At 60.2% G+C, this 18,287-nt stretch carries 16 protein-coding genes; 1 reads left to right on the top strand and 15 read right to left on the bottom strand.

From position 1 onward, the window contains the following. Positions 1-470: 470 nt before the first annotated feature. Positions 471-1,511, bottom strand: a complete 1,041-nt coding sequence (locus X739_RS139775; protein ID WP_023773640.1) for a glutamine synthetase beta-grasp domain-containing protein — start codon at positions 1,509-1,511, stop codon at positions 471-473. Between the two features lie 313 nt (positions 1,512-1,824). On the opposite strand from X739_RS139775, the gene X739_RS139780 reads away from it, so the two are divergent. Continuing rightward, positions 1,825-2,019 (top strand): DUF2735 domain-containing protein, encoded by a 195-nt coding sequence (locus X739_RS139780; protein WP_023773639.1) that lies wholly within the window; start codon positions 1,825-1,827, stop codon positions 2,017-2,019. 74 nt (positions 2,020-2,093) lie between these two features. Here the strand turns inward: X739_RS139780 and X739_RS139785 are convergent, their stop codons facing one another. The 14 genes from X739_RS139785 to rpsM form a co-directional block, all read right to left on the bottom strand. Beyond that, positions 2,094-3,983 (bottom strand): MFS transporter, encoded by a 1,890-nt coding sequence (locus X739_RS139785; protein ID WP_023783952.1) that lies wholly within the window; start codon positions 3,981-3,983, stop codon positions 2,094-2,096. Positions 3,984-4,161: 178 nt separating this feature from the next. Beyond that, positions 4,162-4,953, bottom strand: coding sequence for an ATP12 family chaperone protein (locus X739_RS139790; protein WP_023773638.1), 792 nt, complete (start codon positions 4,951-4,953; stop codon positions 4,162-4,164). A gap of 12 nt (positions 4,954-4,965) precedes the next feature. Then, a complete protein-coding gene (locus X739_RS139795; protein ID WP_051410234.1) occupies positions 4,966-5,838 on the bottom strand; it encodes a DMT family transporter in 873 nt (290 codons plus the stop codon). A 47-nt stretch (positions 5,839-5,885) separates the two neighbouring features. Then, entirely contained in the window at positions 5,886-6,866 is a 981-nt protein-coding gene (locus tag X739_RS139800) for an RluA family pseudouridine synthase (RefSeq protein WP_015317967.1), read from the bottom strand. A 63-nt stretch (positions 6,867-6,929) separates the two neighbouring features. Next, entirely contained in the window at positions 6,930-7,304 is a 375-nt protein-coding gene (gene crcB, locus X739_RS139805) for a fluoride efflux transporter CrcB (protein ID WP_023773637.1), read from the bottom strand. 126 nt (positions 7,305-7,430) lie between these two features. Continuing rightward, positions 7,431-9,188, bottom strand: coding sequence for a hypothetical protein (locus X739_RS139810; RefSeq protein WP_245273953.1), 1,758 nt, complete (start codon positions 9,186-9,188; stop codon positions 7,431-7,433). Positions 9,189-9,348: 160 nt separating this feature from the next. Continuing rightward, entirely contained in the window at positions 9,349-11,163 is a 1,815-nt protein-coding gene (locus X739_RS139815) for a hypothetical protein (protein ID WP_245273952.1), read from the bottom strand. A 122-nt stretch (positions 11,164-11,285) separates the two neighbouring features. Further along, positions 11,286-12,116, bottom strand: coding sequence for an aspartyl/asparaginyl beta-hydroxylase domain-containing protein (locus tag X739_RS139820; RefSeq protein ID WP_023773634.1), 831 nt, complete (start codon positions 12,114-12,116; stop codon positions 11,286-11,288). A gap of 332 nt (positions 12,117-12,448) precedes the next feature. Continuing rightward, complete coding sequence (locus tag X739_RS139825; RefSeq protein ID WP_023796033.1) at positions 12,449-13,756, bottom strand: replication-associated recombination protein A; 1,308 nt, start codon at positions 13,754-13,756, stop codon at positions 12,449-12,451. A gap of 168 nt (positions 13,757-13,924) precedes the next feature. Further along, complete coding sequence (locus X739_RS139830; protein WP_023773633.1) at positions 13,925-15,418, bottom strand: DegQ family serine endoprotease; 1,494 nt, start codon at positions 15,416-15,418, stop codon at positions 13,925-13,927. A 178-nt stretch (positions 15,419-15,596) separates the two neighbouring features. Next, positions 15,597-16,025, bottom strand: coding sequence for a 50S ribosomal protein L17 (rplQ, locus tag X739_RS139835; protein WP_023773632.1), 429 nt, complete (start codon positions 16,023-16,025; stop codon positions 15,597-15,599). A 104-nt stretch (positions 16,026-16,129) separates the two neighbouring features. Then, the gene (locus X739_RS139840) at positions 16,130-17,140 is read right to left on the bottom strand and encodes a DNA-directed RNA polymerase subunit alpha (RefSeq protein WP_006205443.1); all 1,011 of its coding nucleotides are present in this window, start codon (positions 17,138-17,140) and stop codon (positions 16,130-16,132) included. 103 nt (positions 17,141-17,243) lie between these two features. Further along, entirely contained in the window at positions 17,244-17,633 is a 390-nt protein-coding gene (rpsK, locus tag X739_RS139845) for a 30S ribosomal protein S11 (RefSeq protein ID WP_006205444.1), read from the bottom strand. Between the two features lie 137 nt (positions 17,634-17,770). Beyond that, positions 17,771-18,139, bottom strand: coding sequence for a 30S ribosomal protein S13 (gene rpsM, locus X739_RS139850; protein WP_006205445.1), 369 nt, complete (start codon positions 18,137-18,139; stop codon positions 17,771-17,773). Between the last annotated feature and the right edge of the window lie 148 nt (positions 18,140-18,287).

The following is an 18,287-nucleotide window of genomic DNA, read 5'->3' as shown; positions in this document are numbered from 1 at the left end:
CCCCGCCAATGCCGTCGTTCACGAAACCCCCGCCCCGTTCGAACAGCATCGCTTGGCGTAACCCCAAGGCCACGAATACGCATGCCGCGGCGTGGCCTGTCAACGCCGCCACACGGAGGCATAAATCGCCGATTTCAATGTATGAACAGTGGCTTATATAAAGGATCGCTGGCGTACGGACCGAGCTGAAACAGGCTGTTTTCCGGGCTTTTTCAATGAAAACTTGGAAATGCACGAGACGAGTGGCGGCAAGGAGCGTCAACCAAAGCCCCTCGTTTCGGTGGAACCGCTCGTTGTTTTTCAACCTGACTTTTTTTGGGGGAATTCGCCGCTCCGGGGCAGTCGGTGAAGATGCTGACCGCGCGTGGCGTCATGTCGGGTCGGTAAAAAGAAAGGCCCAGGCGCTTCCGCCCAGGCCTGTATTGCAAGAACATCCATCTGCCGCGCATTGATGCGCGCCGTAAAACGGATCATGCGGCGGCAGAAATCTCTGCGCTCGCCGAGACCGAAGCGATCGTCTTCAGGATCTGCGAGGCGATCTGGTAGGGGTCGCCCTGCGAGTTCGGACGACGGTCTTCCAGATAGCCCTTGTAATCGTTCTTGACGAACGAATGCGGGACGCGGATCGAGGCGCCGCGATCGGCGATGCCATAGCTGAACCTGTTCCACGGCGCGGTCTCGTGCTTGCCGGTCAAACGTTTGTCGTTGTCCGGGCCGTAGACGGCGATGTGGTCCATCAGGTTCTTGTCGAAAGCCGCCATCAGCGCTTCGAAATAGGCCTTGCCGCCGACTTCACGCATATAGGCGGTCGAGAAATTGGCATGCATGCCCGAGCCGTTCCAGTCGGTGTCGCCGAGGGGCTTGCAGTGGTATTCGATGTCGATGCCGTACTTTTCGGTCAAGCGCTGCATCAGATAGCGGGCCATCCACATCTGGTCGGCGGCCTTTTTGGAACCCTTGCCGAAAATCTGGAACTCCCACTGCCCCTTCGCCACTTCGGCGTTGATGCCTTCATGGTTGATGCCGGCCGCGAGGCAGAGATCAAGATGTTCCTCGACGATCTGGCGCGCAACGGAGCCGACATTCGAATAGCCGACGCCGGTATAGTACGGCCCCTGCGGTGCGGGATAGCCGCTCTCGGGGAAGCCGAGCGGACGGCCGTCCTTGTAGAAGAAATACTCCTGCTCGAAGCCGAACCAGGCGCCTTCGTCGTCGAGGATGGTGGCGCGCTTGTTAGATGCATGCGGCGTAACGCCGTCGGGCATCATGACTTCGCACATGACGAGCACGCCGTTGGTGCGGGCCGGATCGGGATAGACCGCGACCGGCTTCAGCACGCAATCGGAGCTGTGGCCCTCGGCCTGCTGCGTCGAGGACCCGTCGAAACCCCACAGCGGCAGTTGCTCGAGCGTCGGGAACTCAGCGAATTCCTTGATCTGCGTCTTGCCGCGAAGATTCGGGACGGGGGTGTATCCATCGAGCCAGATATACTCGAGCTTGTATTTGGTCATTCTAGAGCCTCTCGTTGCTTGGACACCGCAAGCAGGCGGATGTCGATGCATGGCCGAAACAGGCCGGCCTGCCGATGGATAAAAAGCAATTCGTGTGCCACTCGGCTGTCGCAGGGTGCGGCAAAATGATCATGCCCAGGCAGTTATTTTAATGAGCCGCCTCAGCAATGCATGCGGATGATCCAGGCGGCAATACTGCTTAAATCATAGGCAAATCATGATCTTTTCATAGGCATATTGCCTAGATGACTCGCAGGACCTATTTTGATGAGAGCTGAATCAATGAGCCTCTGAAAAAGCAGGGAGACCGGCAATGCAAGTCACGCAATCGCGACCGTCGGCGAAAATCCTGATGTTCCCGCTGGCAGCGCGCAGGTCTGCCTTAAATTTAAGCGCCAAGGCCAAATTCGCGGCAGAGCTTGCCGCGCTTCGCGGCGAGCACGCCGATTTCGATGGCTGGTACCACGAGGCCGCCGTTGAGGAAGAAGATCCGCGGCGGAAGAGCTGAACCCTTCCACGTCGATCTTGAAGAAAAAGCCCGGCGCGATCGCTCGCGCCGGGCTTTTCGTTCTGGCCTACCGACTATTCCTTGGCGCGCAGGTCGGTTCCGAGCGTGTCCTTGACGAAGATCATGCCGATGATCAGCGTCATCGCCGCGATGACCACCGGATACCAAAGGCCATAGTAGATATCGCCCTTGTAGGCGCTGAGCGCAAACACCGTCGCCGGCAGCAGGCCGCCGAACCAGCCATTGCCGATGTGGTAGGGCAATGACATGCCCGTGTAGCGAATGCGAGTCGGGAACATCTCGACAAGGATCGCCGCGATCGGTCCATAGACCATGGTCACGAACAGGACCAGGATGAACAGGATGCCGATCGTCATCGGCCAGTTAACCGCCGCCGGATCGGCGAACATCGCAAAGGCACCGCCGCCCGGTATGTTGTAGACGGTGACCTCGGGTGCGCCCGCTGCCTCATCGGCGGTCAAGACCTTGTCCTTAACCGCCTGATCGGTCGGAACCGCTGCCTTCTCGCCGCCGCGGATGGCGGCTGCGTCGAGCTTAAGTTCAGGATTGGCTGCGATGAAGGCATCGAGTTTCTGGTCCGCGACCTTGATCGCCGCTCGCTTCAGCGGATAGCCGCCGTCCTGCAAGGACATGTTGACTGCCTTGACGAAGGCGGCTTCCTTAGCCTTGGCCTGATCGCCGGCGGCGACCGCATCGTAAGACGCCACTGTCTCTGTACCGATTTTGACTGACGCGGGCGTCCCGGCCGCAGCCGTCGACACCACTTCATAGGGAACCGAGTTCTTGGTCAGGAACGAAGTCGCGATGTCGCAGGACGTCGTGAACTTCGCCGTGCCCACCGGATTGAACTGGAACTTGCAGTCGCCGGGAGCTGCCGTCACCGTTGCCCGAGTGCTCTGCTGAGCCTTGGCGAGCGCCGGATTGGCGGCCCAGGTCAACGCCTTGAACAGCGGGAAGGTACAGACGATAGCCAGCGCAAGACCAGCCATGATGATCGGCTTGCGGCCGATCTTGTCGGAGAGCCAGCCGAAGACGACGAAGAAGATCGAGCCGATAGCCAGCGCGATGGCGATCATGATGTTGACCGACTGCGCGTCGACCTTCAGCACGTTCTGCAGGAAGAACAGCGCGTAGAACTGGCCATTGTACCAAACCACGGCCTGACCGGCGGTGAGGCCGAGCAGCGCCAGGAGCGCGATCTTGGCGTTCTTCCACTGACCAAAGGCTTCCGAGAGCGGCGCCTTTGAGCCCTTGCCTTCGTCCTTCATCTTCTGGAAGGTCGGAGACTCCGAGAGTGACAACCGGATCCAGATCGAAACGGCGAGTAGCAGGAAAGAGACGATGAACGGAATGCGCCAGCCCCAGGCGGCGTAGGTCTCCTTGCTCAGCGATCCCTGCACGATCAGGATGACGATCAGCGACAGGAACAGGCCGAGCGTCGCTGTTGTCTGGATCCATGAGGTGTAGAAGCCACGGCGGTCATCGGGTGCATGTTCGGCGACATAGGTCGCCGCGCCACCATATTCGCCGCCCAGCGCCAAACCCTGCAGCATGCGCAGGACGATAAGGATCACCGGAGCCGCGATGCCCAAGGTTGCATAGCCGGGGAGCAGACCGACCAGGAAGGTCGACAGGCCCATGATCGTCATTGTGACCAGGAATGTGTATTTGCGGCCGACGAGGTCGCCGATGCGACCGAACAGCAGCGCGCCGAACGGGCGAACCAGAAAGCCTGCGGCAAAGGCCAGCAGTGCGAAGATGTTACGCGTTGCCTCGGGAATGGTCGGACTGAAAAAGGTTGAGCCGATGAAAGCCGCCAGTGAGCCGTAGAGATAGAAATCGTACCATTCGAAAACAGTGCCCAGCGAGGAAGCGAAGATGACTTTCTTCTCCTCCCGCGTCATGCCGCGGCTCGTTCCGCCGGCGGTCGATGCCATTGCCATAGGGTTTATCCTCCCGTGAGACCTCGATGCTGTGCGCCGACGTCCGCGTTCTCCTCCGAACGCGGACTCAAAGACGCAGCCAACACAGGGAAAATGGCAGAAAGGGCGGGGAAAGGGCACCGCGACGATGGGATTATGACTTTCGTATTAGGTGCAGTGCGAAGGCGGAGCGAAGCGCTCAGGCCCGCAGTGCTTCGAGCAAGCCGACGGCGGCCATCATGTCCCGTTTGCGAGCGGCGCGGCGCGCGACGGCTTCGGCGTCCTGTCCCCACTGTGCGGTCTGCCAGTCCTCGTCGACATGGCCGGCGGCCCAGGCCTGCTCGCCGTCTAGCTCGCCGAAATCGACCGCCAAGGCCAGCAATGCCGAGCCGGTCAACGACGTCATGACATGAATGGCGGCAAGGCGCAGCGGTTCGGCGCGTTGCGCCAGATGGCTGCCCAGCACCGCAATGGTTTCGCGCGGTTGCTCGACATGGATGATGCCCTCGGCAAGGTTGAAGCGGGCCCCAAGTGCCGCGCGGGCCCAGTCGATGACGGGATCCCACTGCTCGTTCTGCCGCTCGACCAGCCCTTGCGGGGCATCGGCGCGATAACAGAGCAGATCCGACGAGGCAAACCGCAGAATGTCTTCCAGAACCGCCTGCGGATCGCTGGCCACGCCATCGATGGCGGTGTTGACCAGCCGCATAACCGGCATCGTCATCGGATTGATCGTCTCGCCCTGTTCCGCGAACTCGCCGGCAACCAGCGTCGCGGCCGCCTCGGTTGGCAGCGCCAGCAGCGCTTTGCCCGGCGTGCGCACCGGCTTGCCGTCGAGATGGATGGCAAAGCCACCTTCCACCGGCGCGACCGAGACCTTCTTATACAAGCGCTTGGGCAGCGGCGTCTTCATCTGAATCTGGGCGCGACGCACCGGATCCGGATCGGAAAGATACTTGCCCGCTTCGAGGTCGTTGAGGATATCACGCATGAAGTGCCTTTCTTACACCGGTATCAGCTTGCGTGCCGGCCGGTTGACGATGACCAGGCCGGCCGCAATCAAGCCAAGTGCAAGAAAAATGCGAATGGTCAGCGGCTCGTTCAAGATGATCGCACCGCTTAAGACACCGAAGACCGGCGACAGGAAGGTGAAGCTGGACAAGCCCGAGGCCGGATAGCGGCGCAGCAGCCAGAACCACAACACATAGGTGAAGGCGACGATATAGATCGCCTGGAAAAGCAGCGCCAATGTCGGCAACAGGGAGGGATCGCGCACCGGCGGGCCGGCAAGAGGCAGCACCATCACGCCAACGATCGCAGCGCCGGCGAGTTGATAGAGCAGCAGTTTTTCCGCACTCGCCTCGACCAGTTTCGATCGTTTGATTAGGATATTGGTCAGGGCCCAGAACAACCCCGAACCGAGGCTCAGGAGATCACCGAACAGCATGTCTCCGCTACCGCCGAGCTTATCGGAAAAGACCGCGGCAAGACCGGCGAAGGCCAACAGCAGTCCGAGGAACTTGCGCATGGTGATCTGTTCGCCGAGCAGGAAATGGCCGCCGATCAGCATCCAGAACGGCATTGAGTTGACCAGCAAAGTATTGCGCGCCACGGTCGTATGCTCCAGGCCAACGTAGAGACAAAGGAACTCGACGCCGAAAAGCAAGCCGACCGCGATACCCGCCGGCAATGTCCCATCCCTGGTGAACAGCGCAATGCCGCGCCAGCGACACCAGAGAAAGACGCAGAAACCACCGATGACCGAACGCGCGATCGAGAGGAAGACGGGGTCGTAACCGGCATAAGAGACCTTGGCGGCGACGTAGTTCAGTCCCCAGGAGAATGTCAGGCCGACCATGATCGAGGCGGCGGCCATGTCGACCGCGTCGCGCCGATCGAGCGCATCGGTGGCGCCGCTCACGGTTAGTCCTCCGCGCTGGCGTCATCGAAGCCGATCAGGTTCCAGCTCTGGCGCATGTGCGGCGGCATCGGCGCGGTGACGTCGATGACGCCCTTGTCCGGGTGCGGGATAATGATGCGGCGCGCGTGCAGATGCAGCCGGTTTTGAATGCCGCCAGGAAAATCCCAGTTGGTGTCGGCCTCGAAGTATTTCGGGTCGCCGATGATCGGGCAGCCAATATGGGCGGCATGGACGCGAAGCTGGTGTGTGCGGCCGGTATAGGGTTCCATCTCCAGCCAGGTCATGGTCTGCGCCGCCTGCTCGATGATGCGATAATAGGACACGGCGTGGTCGGCGCCTTTCTCGCCATGCGCGGCGATGCGCACGCGGTCGCCGTCCGGCGTAGCCTCCTTGATCAGCCAGGTCGAGATCTTGTCCTCGCGCTTGGGCGGCACGCCCTTGACCAGCGCCCAGTAGGTCTTCTTGGTTTCCCGCGCCCGGAACGCCTCTGAAAGCTTCATCGCGGCCAGCCTCGTGCGGGCCACCACCAGCACACCCGACGTGTCGCGGTCGAGCCGGTGCACCAGCCGCGGCTTCTCGCCTTTCTGGCTGCGCCATGCTTCCAGCATGTCATCGACATTGCGGGTAACGCCGGAGCCGCCCTGAACGGCGAGGCCCGCCGGCTTGTTGAAGACGAAGACCTTGGGATCCTCGTGGATCAGCATCTTGGCGAGCACATCGGCGTCGCCCTGGTTGCGGATCGAGTGGCCGGTGAGCGCGCTCTCGCCCTTCTTGTCTACCTCGAGCGGCGGAACGCGAACCATCTGCCCTGGCTCGACGCGGGTGTCGGCCTTGACCCGGCCGCCATCGACGCGGATCTGGCCGGAGCGCAGCAGCTTCTGTAGATGGCCGAAGCCAAGGCCCGGGAAATGGGTCTTGAACCAGCGATCGAGCCGCATGCCCGCCTCGCCGGCCTCCACCGTGATCTGTTCAACGCCTGCCATGTCTTCTTCGCTTATCCGTTTCCCGAGCAGGGCTCTTGGCCTGCGCTTGGCGCGGCAATAACATTATGAAACGGTTCTTGCGAGCCAAAGTCCCAGAAACAGGGCAATGATCGCGCCAACGACGCTGGCAAGCGCATATCCGAACGCCGGCAGTGTCGAGCCGCGTTCCCACAGGGCCGCGAAGTCGAGCGAAAAGGCGGAGAAGGTGGTGAAGCCTCCAAGAATGCCGGTAGCAACGAACAGCCTGACCTCATTGGACCCGCCGCGACGCGCAAGGATGGCGATGAACAGCCCCATCGCAAACGAGCCGACGATGTTGATCGCCATCGTGCCCCAGGGATAGTTGGGACCGACGAGGCGCAGCGCGCCCATGCTGGTCAGATGGCGGATGCCGGCGCCGATGCCGCCGCCGACGGCTACGAGAAGCAGATTGAACATAGAACGTTACTGCCTTTGCACGCGTGGCGGCGTCAATCCCTCAAGTTTGCGACGGCGCTCCGGAACGCGCTTGCAACTCGCGCAACTTCACATCGGCCAGCTACCGGAAACGCAATCGATCCGACGTCACCATTGGGGCGGTTGCCAGCTTGGGTATTTCTTTTGAAATTCACTATAAAGAGCGTCGACCTCGACTTTGCTGACCGGACGCATCTGCTCATAGAGATAGCCGTCGACCCCCTCGGAGAGTTGATAAGAGGCCAGGCGCCTGTATGCGGCGCCAATGCCCCTGCCTTCGAGGATATATTGGTTTGGCATCGTGACGCAGATCTGCGCGCCCTGCTGCAGGTGGGTAACGGGCGGGTCGGTAACGACTATAAATTTAGATTTCAATGCTTTCGGCCCGAATTCATCACGGCTGTCCACTTGACAAGTCGGCTCCAGGTGTGAGGACAAACCAGGGTTCATTCCAAGCAACAGCCAATCGTTCATGACCGAACCTGAAGCAAACACCGCAAAACGATCATCGGGTTCCATCTTGGCGAGAAGGTCATCAGCGAGCCGCTTATATTCAGGCAGATTGTCGAGGTGAAGAGGAAGCGTGGCTTCCCTGGCGTACACGTAGCTGATCGGCGACAGCAGTTGTCGACCGCTCGGCAAGAAGGTGCCCAAGAACGCCAGTCCAGCGGCAACGGCTATACTAGCTGCCGTCCATCGCGCCCTCAGCGTTGACCCCGAAACGATCGCGACGATTGCCTGAGCATAGGCAGGAAAAAGCCAAAGAAATATAGGCATCGAATGATGGCGATCCGGATCCTGCGTCCGGGTAAACAGAAAAAAGGTGAGCGCCGAGGCAACGGCACAGAACAAAGAGAAGCGGTTGCCGCGTACAACAGAGAAATAAAGGCCCACCAGGATCAATAGCCAGTTTGCATAGCTGAGCCTGGATCCAATTTGCTCGAGTTGGGAGAGGAAATTCGTCTTGTATCCGGCGTAGAGCTCGCCGTAGTTGGTCCCCAAAATCTCGAGGATCAGGGGCAGCTGGAAAATCCATGCCGCTCCGGCAACAACGAGAACCGCACACAAGCCTCCCAACACGGCTTTCCAGAGGGCCGGAAAGTCCCGGTTCATTGCGATCCGCGGTAAAAAAAAGAATGCCGCGGAAATTGCGACCGCCACGGCGGAATACGCATACCAGCGGCGCAGCATGAACGCCAACCACAGATATCCACCGACCCGTACTCCGCTGGCCACCGGCTCCTGCGTGAGGAATTTTGATTTCCAAATGAAATAGGTTGCCGCGACTAGCGCCAAGGAACCGGCAATGTCCGGCATCCCGCGAAGTGTCGCCGCCCAAAATGGTGTGTAGAGAACGGCCGCAACCCAAACGGCAAACCAGCTTCGTGGCGAACGCTTCGCGGGGACCGCCTCGAGATAGCTTATTCTACCTATGAAGAGAGCAGTCGGAACCAGGTAAACCGCAACAACCGCAGCGATGTATGAAAATCTCGAGCCGCCGAAGACCGTGTAGAATGGCATCAGCGGCGCCAAAATCGCCACACTGTAACTGTCCTTCTGGATAGATGCCCGCAATTGGCGCAGCCACTGGACGGGATTCTCAACCAGGAAATCACCCTGCTGGTTAAACACCTTGAAATAGGCGTCATAATCCCAATAATAGACTGGATCTTCCAGACCTATGTATATTGCTACAAAAGCAACGCACAGCAATGCTGTGCATATATAAAGCCCGCCCCAAAGCCAACCGCTCCTGAGATTTTCCACTTGGGTCACCGAAGCGAAATTGCGAAACCGACCAATCCGAGCCAAGATATTTGCCGCCGCTAATGTACAACAAAAAACCGCTTGCAGATTACGAAGCATCAGATTCGCGCAACAACGACAAGCTACATACTTCAGCGCATTTCGGTTGTGAGCGATCACAGCGATTGGCAAGGCACGCCACGCGCATATGGAGAAGGCCGTGGCCTGCGCTCGGATGGGGTCGCTTGAGCAGCATTGAAATGCAATCGATACAAGGTGACTACTCAGGCGCGGTCCAATGCGGATATTTCTTCTTGAACTCGCTGTAGAGGGCGTCGATTTCCACTTTGCTGACCGGGCGCATCCGCTCGTAGAGGTAGCCGGCAACACCGCCGGACAGCTGATATGCCGCAATGCGCTTATAGGCAGCACCGATGCCTTTTCCTTCGAATATATATTGGTTCGGCATCGTGACGCACAGTTGCGCGCCCCATTGCAAATGAGTAACCGGTCGGTCGGTGACGACCGCATACCTTGATTTCAATGCTTCCGGTACGAACTGGTCGCGACTATCCACCTGGCAAGACCACCCGACGTAAGGGAGAAGGTTTCGGTCCATGCCAAAAAGCAGCGAGTCGCTCAGGACCGAGCCCGACGCAAAGACGGAAAACCGATCCTCTGGTCCCATTTTGCTTGTAAGATCGGCAATAAGCCGTCTGTATTCGGGAAGATTGTCGAGATGCAGGGGGAGTGTGGCTTCCTTGGCAAAAACGACGCTGACCGGCGACAGCAGCTGACGACCTATCGGAAAAAAGGTGCCCAAAAAAGCGAGTCCAGCGGCAACGGCAATGACGGCGGTTGACCATCGCGCTCTCAGCGCCGACACCGAAACGATTGCAACGATCGCTTGGCCATAGGCGGGAAAGAGCCAAAGAAACATCGGCATCGAATGGTGCCGTTCCGGATCCTGCGTTCGGGTGAAAAGGAAAAACGTGAGTACCGAGGCGACAGCGCAGAACAAGACAAACCTGTTGCCTCGCGCAACGGATAAGCAAAGGCCCACCAGCACCAAGAGCCAATTCAGGCAACTGAGCCTGGAGGCCATTTCGCCAAGTTGGGTGACGAGATCCGTCCTGTACCCGCTGTAAAGATCGCCATAGCTGGTTCCCAGAATCCTGGCGATCAGCGGAAGCTGAAAATTCCACGCGCTTCCCAGGATGACGGCGAGCGCGCACATGCCCCCCAACATGGCTTTCCGCAGCGCAGGGAAATCCCGATCCTTGGCAACCTGCAACAGACAAAAGAAAGCCGCGGAAATAGCGACCCCCATCACGCTATAGGCGTACCAGCGGCGCAGCATGAACGCCAACCACAGGCACGCGCCGGCGCTCATTGCGCTGATCACAGGTTCACGGGTCAGGAACTTCGACTTCCAAAGAATCCAGGTCCCCGCGGCAAGCGCGAAACAACCGGCAATGTCCGGCAGCCCACGAAGCGTTGCCGCCCAGAACGGCGTGTAGAGAAAGACCGCGATCCAGACGGCAAACCAGCCTCGGGACGGAGACGTCGCGGAGACCGCTTCAACGTAGCTCATTCTTGCTATGACAAGAATCGTCGGGACAAAATAGACTGCGACTATTGAGGCCATATAGGAAAGTCGTGAGCCGCCAAACACCAGGTAAAACGGCATCAGAGGCACCAAAATCGCCGCACTGTAGTCGTCCCTTTCGATGGAGATGCCTACATGACTCAGCCATTCCAGAGGGCTCTTGACCAGGAGCGCGCCCTCCCGGTTGAACGTGTTGAAATAGGCGGCGAAGTCCCAATAGTAGACGGATTCTTCGAGGTTTATGTAGACGACGCAGACAGCAACACCCAGCAATGCGGTGGCTATGTAGGTTGCCGTCCAGAATCCGAAGACCTTGTCGCTTGTCACCTGAGGCCGCCAAGAGAGGGAGAGATAAGAACCGTTGCGATCAAACGGGAAAGCGCTGGCACAGCCAAGAGCCATTCCGGCAAATGCGCACCCCATGAGAATCACAGGATGAATATTGAGCTCGAAACGGATGTATACTTGAACAAGCGGACGCCGCAAGCGTGGAGCGCGCCTTTCCAGGAGGTCCGCCGGACATCAGCGCCCTGCAATGAATGGCCGAACTCACACCTGCAGGCGTCAGAACGCTGCCGGTATCCCCGGCAGCGTTGACGAATTTCGGCTCAGGTCGTTCCAATCTTCTTCGGTTTGGTCGAGCCAATCATCTTCCAGTTCTTGTAGAACATCGAGTTGATGCGCTCGACGCTCACCGAGACGACCGCAAGCATGCCAGCGATCAGGCGGGGCACCGGGGACGGCCTGATAATATCCATGAACACGCAGTAGCGGCGGCCATCATACTCGTTGACCGAACGATGCAGCAGCGTGTCGTCGAAAATGAACTGCGGATTGTCGTACCAGTAGTTCTTGACGTTGCCGCATTCGACGAAAATCTCCGCTTTCACCGGGATCAGATTGTAGAGGATACGCAGGCTGAGCCGCAGCGGCCCGAAATGCCAGGAGGTCGATTCGCGCTTGCTGAAGACGGAAACGGCAATCGTCTTGATATATTTGAAGTCCTTGTTGAATTCCTCGACGTTGTCGATCCTGTGCTTGCCGTACCACTGGTAGACATACATGCCGCGCCGGCCGGCGCCGAAATTGGCGTCGATGTCGGCGATGATCTCATCCTTGCGCGCCTTGAAGACATCAAGGACCTCATTGACCTCACGCTGATAGTCGGCGGGAAACTGCTCCAGCTTCCACACGCCCGGATTTCTGTAGCACAGGAGATCGACCAGCAGGTTGAAGGGGGACAGCAGCCAGGTGAAGAGCCCGTTGCCCAGGAAGTAGCCGCTGAACAGCGCCAAATCCTTCCTATCGTTGCGCAACACGTCGATCAGACCACAGACGATGAAGATCGTCGTTAGGATCGGGATGAAATAGAAGCCAAGGGCGAGAAGAGGGATGGCAATGGCGAATTTGCGAAGGGATTTGCGAAGGGTTTTTGTCATTTTTCCACGCGCGAAGCGCGATCCTGTTGCGAATGAGGTGCCCAATAATGGCAACGGCCACCGCCCGACCGTGCGCCTTGATAAGGTTTTTTGGATCACCGCACAACGGCCATGGTATCTGGCCGGGCTGGGTGCGGCCTTGTCGAAACCTCAAATGGCAGTGACGTCAGGATGGCGACCGACACGCGCTCCTCCTCTGGCCGGCTCGGGCGCTTCGGCGATGGTATCAACATGACGCTAGCGGCGAGCAGCCCATGCAGGAGAACCGAAGCGGACGACCAGGGCGAGGCCGCGTTTTGCGCCGATAGGGCCACCGGGCTCCGCAAGCCCGGCTATTCCCGCTCTTTGCGCAGCTTTGCCCAGTAGTCGAGCCGCTTCCTGATGTCGCGCTCGAAACCACGCTCGGGCGGATCGTAGAAGGTCTGGCGGCCCATCTTTTCCGGAAAATAATCCTGGCCTGAAAAGGCATCTGGCTCATCATGGTCGTAGCGGTAGCCGGCGCCGTAATCCTCTTCCTTCATCAGCTTGGTCGGCGCGTTGAGAATATGCTTCGGCGGCAGTAGCGAGCCATGTTCCTTAGCGGCCCGCATGGCAGCCTTGAAGGCAGTGTAAACGGCATTGGATTTGGGCGCGGTGGCGAGATAGACGGTGGCCTCGGCAAAGGCGAGTTCCCCCTCCGGAGAGCCGAGATAGTCGTAGGCATCCTTGGCCGCGTTGGCGACGACCAGGGCCTGCGGATCGGCCAGCCCGATGTCCTCCATCGCCATGCGAACCAGCCGGCGGCCTAGATAGAGCGGATCCTCCCCGGCATCGAACATGCGCGCGAGATAGTAGAGGGCGGCATCGGGATCCGAGCCGCGCACCGACTTGTGCAGCGCCGAGATCAGGTTGTAATGGCCATCCTGGCCCTTGTCGTAAATCGGCGCACGGCGCTGGACGATTCGCTGCAGCCCTTCGGGATCGAATATCTCGCCAGGTTTGGCCGCGCGCCAGACCTCTTCTGCCAGTGTCAGCGATGCGCGTCCGTCGCCATCGCTCATACGAATGAGCATCGTGCGCGCTTCATCACCAAGCGGCAGCGCCCTGCCCTCCGCCTCCTCCGCCCGCGTCATCAGCTTGGCGATGCTGTCCTCACCCAGCGAATGAAAGACCATGACCCGCGCGCGCGACAACAAGGCCGCGTTGAGTTCGAAGGACGGGTTTTCTGTGGTGGCGCCCACCAGCACGACCGTCCCATCCTCCATGACGGGGAGGAATGAATCCTGCTGGGCGCGGTTGAAGCGATGTATCTCGTCGACGAAAAGCAAGGTCTGGCGGCCGTTGGCACGGCGCAGCTTGGCCGCCTCGAACACTTTCTTCAGGTCGGCGACACCGGAAAAGACCGCCGATATCTGCTCGAAGGCAAGGCTGGTCTCGCCCGCAAGCAGCCTCGCCACCGTGGTCTTGCCGGTGCCTGGCGGCCCCCAGAAGATCATCGATCCCAGCGAGCCGGAGCCGATCAGCCGGGTCAGCGCGCCATCGGGCCCCGTCAGATGTTCCTGGCCAACGACCTCGCCGAGATTTTTCGGACGCAACCTGTCGGCCAGCGGCCGTCCGGGCGGCACCTTTTCCGGTTCGTCAACGCTGAACAGATCGGCCATGCACTTCCTCAGAGCAATTCCAGGAAAAGTGTGAAGCGATTTTCCGTCCGGGATTGCGTCAAAACTTCCGTCCGGGATTGCGTCAAAACAAGGATATAGAGCAGGTCGGCGTTTTGGTGAAACACCGACCTGCTCCAAGTTTGGAGCGCGATCCCTTCAGGGTCGAACTCAGTAACGCAAAACCTGGCGCAGTATCTGCCCGCCGCGCTCGACGGTAAAGCGCCACCAGCGCGTATCCTGCTGGGCGACCTGCACCAGCACCGCGGCGGTGTCGATGGTGGTGCCGTTGACCTCGCGCACGATGTCGCCTGGCTGAAAGCCGAAATCGGCGGCCGGCGAATCGCGATTGATATCGATCACCGTCACGCCCTTGAGATCGGTGCGCAAGCCAAGCTTCTGGGCAAGCCGCGGCGACAGTTCCGAAACCTTCGCGCCCGAGAACGGGCTGCGGCCATGCAGCGTCACTTCCGAGGCTTTCGCCCCCGCCGGCGCGCGCTCCAGCGCAATGTCCATCGCCGCTTGCTGACCCTTGGTCAGGATCGCGAAATTCGCCTTGGTGCCGATCGACAGCGTCGCCATGCGGTAGTCGAGCGCCTCGATGCTCTCGACCGGCTTGCCATTGATCTGCAGCACGACATCGCCCGGCTTCAATCCTGCCTTGCCGGCGGGACCCGTCACGTCGACGGAGGAGACCAGCGCGCCGGTCGGCTTTTCCATGCCCAGCGATTCGGCGATCTGCGGCGTCACCGCTTCGAATTCGGCGCCGATATAGGGCCGTTCGAAGAAATCGAGACCGGCCTTGGCGGCATCGGCGAAAGCCCGCACCATGTTGGCGGGGATGGCGAACCCGATGCCGATCGAGCCGCCGCTGCGGCTGTAGATGGCGGTGTTGATGCCGATCAGCTGGCCGCCCATGTTGATCAGCGCGCCGCCAGAATTGCCGGGGTTGATGGCGGCGTCTGTCTGGATGAAATAACCCGAATCCGAAACGCCGATATGGCTGCGGGCAAGCGCGGAAACGATGCCGCTGGTTGTGGTCTGGCCAACACCGAACGGGTTGCCGATGGCCAGCACCAGGTCACCGACCTCGAGCGCGTCGGAATCCCCGATGGCGATGACCGGGAACGGCTTGTCGGACTCGATCTTGAGCACGGCGAGATCGAGCGTCTCGTCCTTCAGCATCACCTTGCTGGTGAATTCGCGGCCGTCGGCGGTCGCCACCTTGACCTCATCGGCATCCTTGATGACGTGGAAATTGGTCACGATGACACCGCTCGGATCGACGAGCACGCCCGAGCCGAGCGAAGACTGCGCACGCGGCTGGGCACGGCCGAAGAATTCCTCGAAGAATGGATCGCCTTCGAAAGGCGATGTCACCTTGGCGGTCTGCGAGGCATAGACGTTGACCACCGCGGGTGCCGTCTGCTTGACCAGCGGCGCGAATGAAAGCTGGACCTCCTCCCGGCCGAAAGGCACGCGCTTGTCCGGACCTGAAGTGGCATTCTCGCCTTCGACGCCATGCAGCAAGTCCGTCAACACGTCGGAGAGGCCTGGATCGGCGGGCTTGGCAGCGTCTTCGGCCAGCGCCTGCCGAACTGCCGGTGTGGCTGCGAACACCATGAAGGCGCAGAGCAGAACAAAGGACAGTCTTTTGGCGCGCATTACGAATCCTCCAAGCGAGTTCGGGCGCATTGTCCCGACGAATGTGCAAAATGAAAGGCTAAGCCGCTGAAATCCGATTATTTTCGCGGCAGTCAATCGTTTTGGGCACGCCTTGGCGCACGCCGTTATGAAAAAGGGGCCCGCAGGCCCCTCTAATTCACTCCGAAAAGGCGAAGCCTTATGCGGCTGCGACTTCGTCCGTGCCTTCGGCTTCGATGCGGGCGCGATCGCCGGCGCCCTTGGCCGAGGTGTCGCGATCGACGAACTCGATGACCGCCATCGCGGCATTGTCGCCGTGACGGAAGCCGGCCTTCATGATGCGCAGATAGCCGCCGTTGCGGGTGGCATAGCGCGGGGCGATGGTGTCGAACAGGCGCTTGACGACGCCTTCATTGCCGATCTGCGCGATCACCTGGCGGCGCGCGTGCAGGTCGCCGCGCTTGCCGAGGGTCACCAGCTTCTCAACGATCGGACGCAGGTCTTTCGCCTTCGGCAAGGTGGTGACGATCTGCTCGTGCTCGAGCAGCGACACCGCCAGGTTGGCGAACATCGACTTGCGGTGGCTAATGCTGCGGGCGAAGCGGCGGCCTTTAAAACCGTGGCGCATGGCTCTTTTCCTTCTTCAGTTGTTCAAGAGGCCACGGCCTCCGAGGGTTTTCCGCATGACCGTCGGATCGAGCGGCTCACGCCGCTGATCCTTGGAATTCATGCTCAATACTGGTCTTCGTAACGCTTGGCGAGGTCTTCGATGTTTTCCGGCGGCCAGTCCGGCACTTCCATGCCGAGGTGCAGACCCATCGCCGCCAGCACTTCCTTGATCTCGTTCAGCGACTTGCGGCCGAAGTTCGGGGTGCGCAGCATCTCGGCTTCGGTCTTCTGGATGAGATCGCCGATATAGACGATGTTGTCGTTCTTCAGGCAGTTGGCCGAACGCACCGAAAGCTCGAGTTCGTCGACCTTCTTGAGCAGCGCCGGGTTGAAGGCGAGCTCGGTGACGGCTTCGGCGGCGACTTCCTTCTGCGGCTCGTCGAAGTTGACGAACAGGCCAAGCTGGTCCTGCAGGATGCGGGCGGCGAAAGCCACCGCGTCCTCGCCCGAGATTGAACCGTCGGTCTCGATGGTCATGGTCAGCTTGTCATAGTCGAGAACCTGGCCCTCGCGGGTGTTCTCGACCTTGTAGGAGACCTTCTTCACCGGCGAATAGAGGCTGTCGACCGGGATCAGCCCAATCGGCGCGTCCTCGGCGCGGTTGCGCTCGGCAGGCACGTAGCCCTTGCCGGTATCGACGGTGAATTCCATGCGGATTTCAGCGCCTTCGTCCAGCGTGCAGATGACGTGGTCGGGATTGAGGATCTCCACGTCGCCAACCGTCTGGATGTCGCCGGCAAGAACCGCACCCGGGCCCTGCTTGCGAACGACCATGCGCTTGGGGCCATCGCCCTCCATGCGGATGGCGATTTCCTTGATGTTCAGGACGATGTCGGTCACGTCCTCGCGCACGCCGGCGATGGACGAGAATTCGTGCAGAACACCGTCGATCTGCACGGCGGTGACGGCCGCCCCGCGAAGCGAAGACAGAAGCACGCGGCGCAGCGCGTTGCCAAGCGTCAGGCCAAAGCCACGCTCGAGCGGCTCAGCGACCAGCGTGGTCAGCGTCTTCTTCTTCGACGAGAACTCGATCTTGTTCGGCTTGATCAGTTCCTGCCAATTTTTCTGGATCATGATGCTTTCCTTCCGTTGACCCGCCACCATCCAATCGTGGCGGGCGACCTGGAATACCGCGGAGGAACGCCCTTGGGCGCTCACGCGGCGTTCGATAAATTGCTTAGACGCGGCGCTTCTTGCGCGGGCGGCAGCCATTGTGCGGGATCGGCGTCACATCACGGATCGAGGTGATGGTGAAGCCGGCCGCCTGCAGGGCGCGCAACGCCGACTCACGACCGGAGCCCGGTCCGCAGACCTCGACTTCGAGCATGCGCATGCCGTGTTCCTGGGCCTTCTTGGCAACGTCCTCGGCAGCCATCTGGGCGGCGAACGGGGTCGACTTGCGCGAGCCCTTGAAGCCCTGGGCACCGGCCGACGACCAGGCAATCGAATTGCCCTGCGCGTCGGTGATGGTGATCATCGTGTTGTTGAAGGTCGAATTGACGTGGGCAACGCCCGACGAAATGTTCTTGCGTTCGCGACGGCGAACACGAGCGGCTTCCTTGGCCATGATAGTCCTTTCAGTTGATCTCTACACCGCCGTAATGCCAGCGGCTCCACCTGGAAAAGTGAGAAGTGAATTAGTGAGTAGTGACAGTGCAGGCGTCAACGCCGCAATTCACTACCCGCCACCAGCTACTCAGTCTCTTACTTCTTCTTGCCGGCGATCGACTTGGCCGGGCCCTTGCGGGTACGTGCGTTGGTGTGCGTGCGCTGGCCGCGAACCGGCAGCGAGCGGCGGTGACGCAGGCCGCGATAGCAGCCAAGGTCCATGAGCCGCTTGATGTTCATCGACACTTCGCGACGCAGGTCGCCTTCGACCTGGTAGTCGCGGTCGATGGTCTCGCGGATCTGCAGCACTTCCGCATCGGTCAGCTGGTTGACGCGACGCTCGGCCGGGATGCCGACCTTGTCGACGATCTCCTGGGCGAACTTCTTGCCAATGCCGTGAATGTACTGAAGCGCGATGACGACGCGCTTGTTGGTCGGAATGTTGACGCCGGCTATACGAGCCATGTTCTTCTCTTCTCCATGTGGGCCGGACAAGCCGGCATTATTCAGATTGCCCCGCGTCCGGTGGAGGCCGGCCCTTGCGGGAGTTTCCAGTTCAAAGCGACTGCCCTGCCCTTGCGGACAGGCAAAGCGCGCATCTGATAGGAAGACG

Origin of the sequence: Mesorhizobium sp. LNHC209A00, assembly GCF_000502915.1 — a bacterium.
GTDB lineage: Bacteria > Pseudomonadota > Alphaproteobacteria > Rhizobiales > Rhizobiaceae > Mesorhizobium.
The sequence above is the reverse complement of the archived record's forward strand: the minus strand, read 5'-3'. Positions and strand labels throughout refer to the sequence as shown.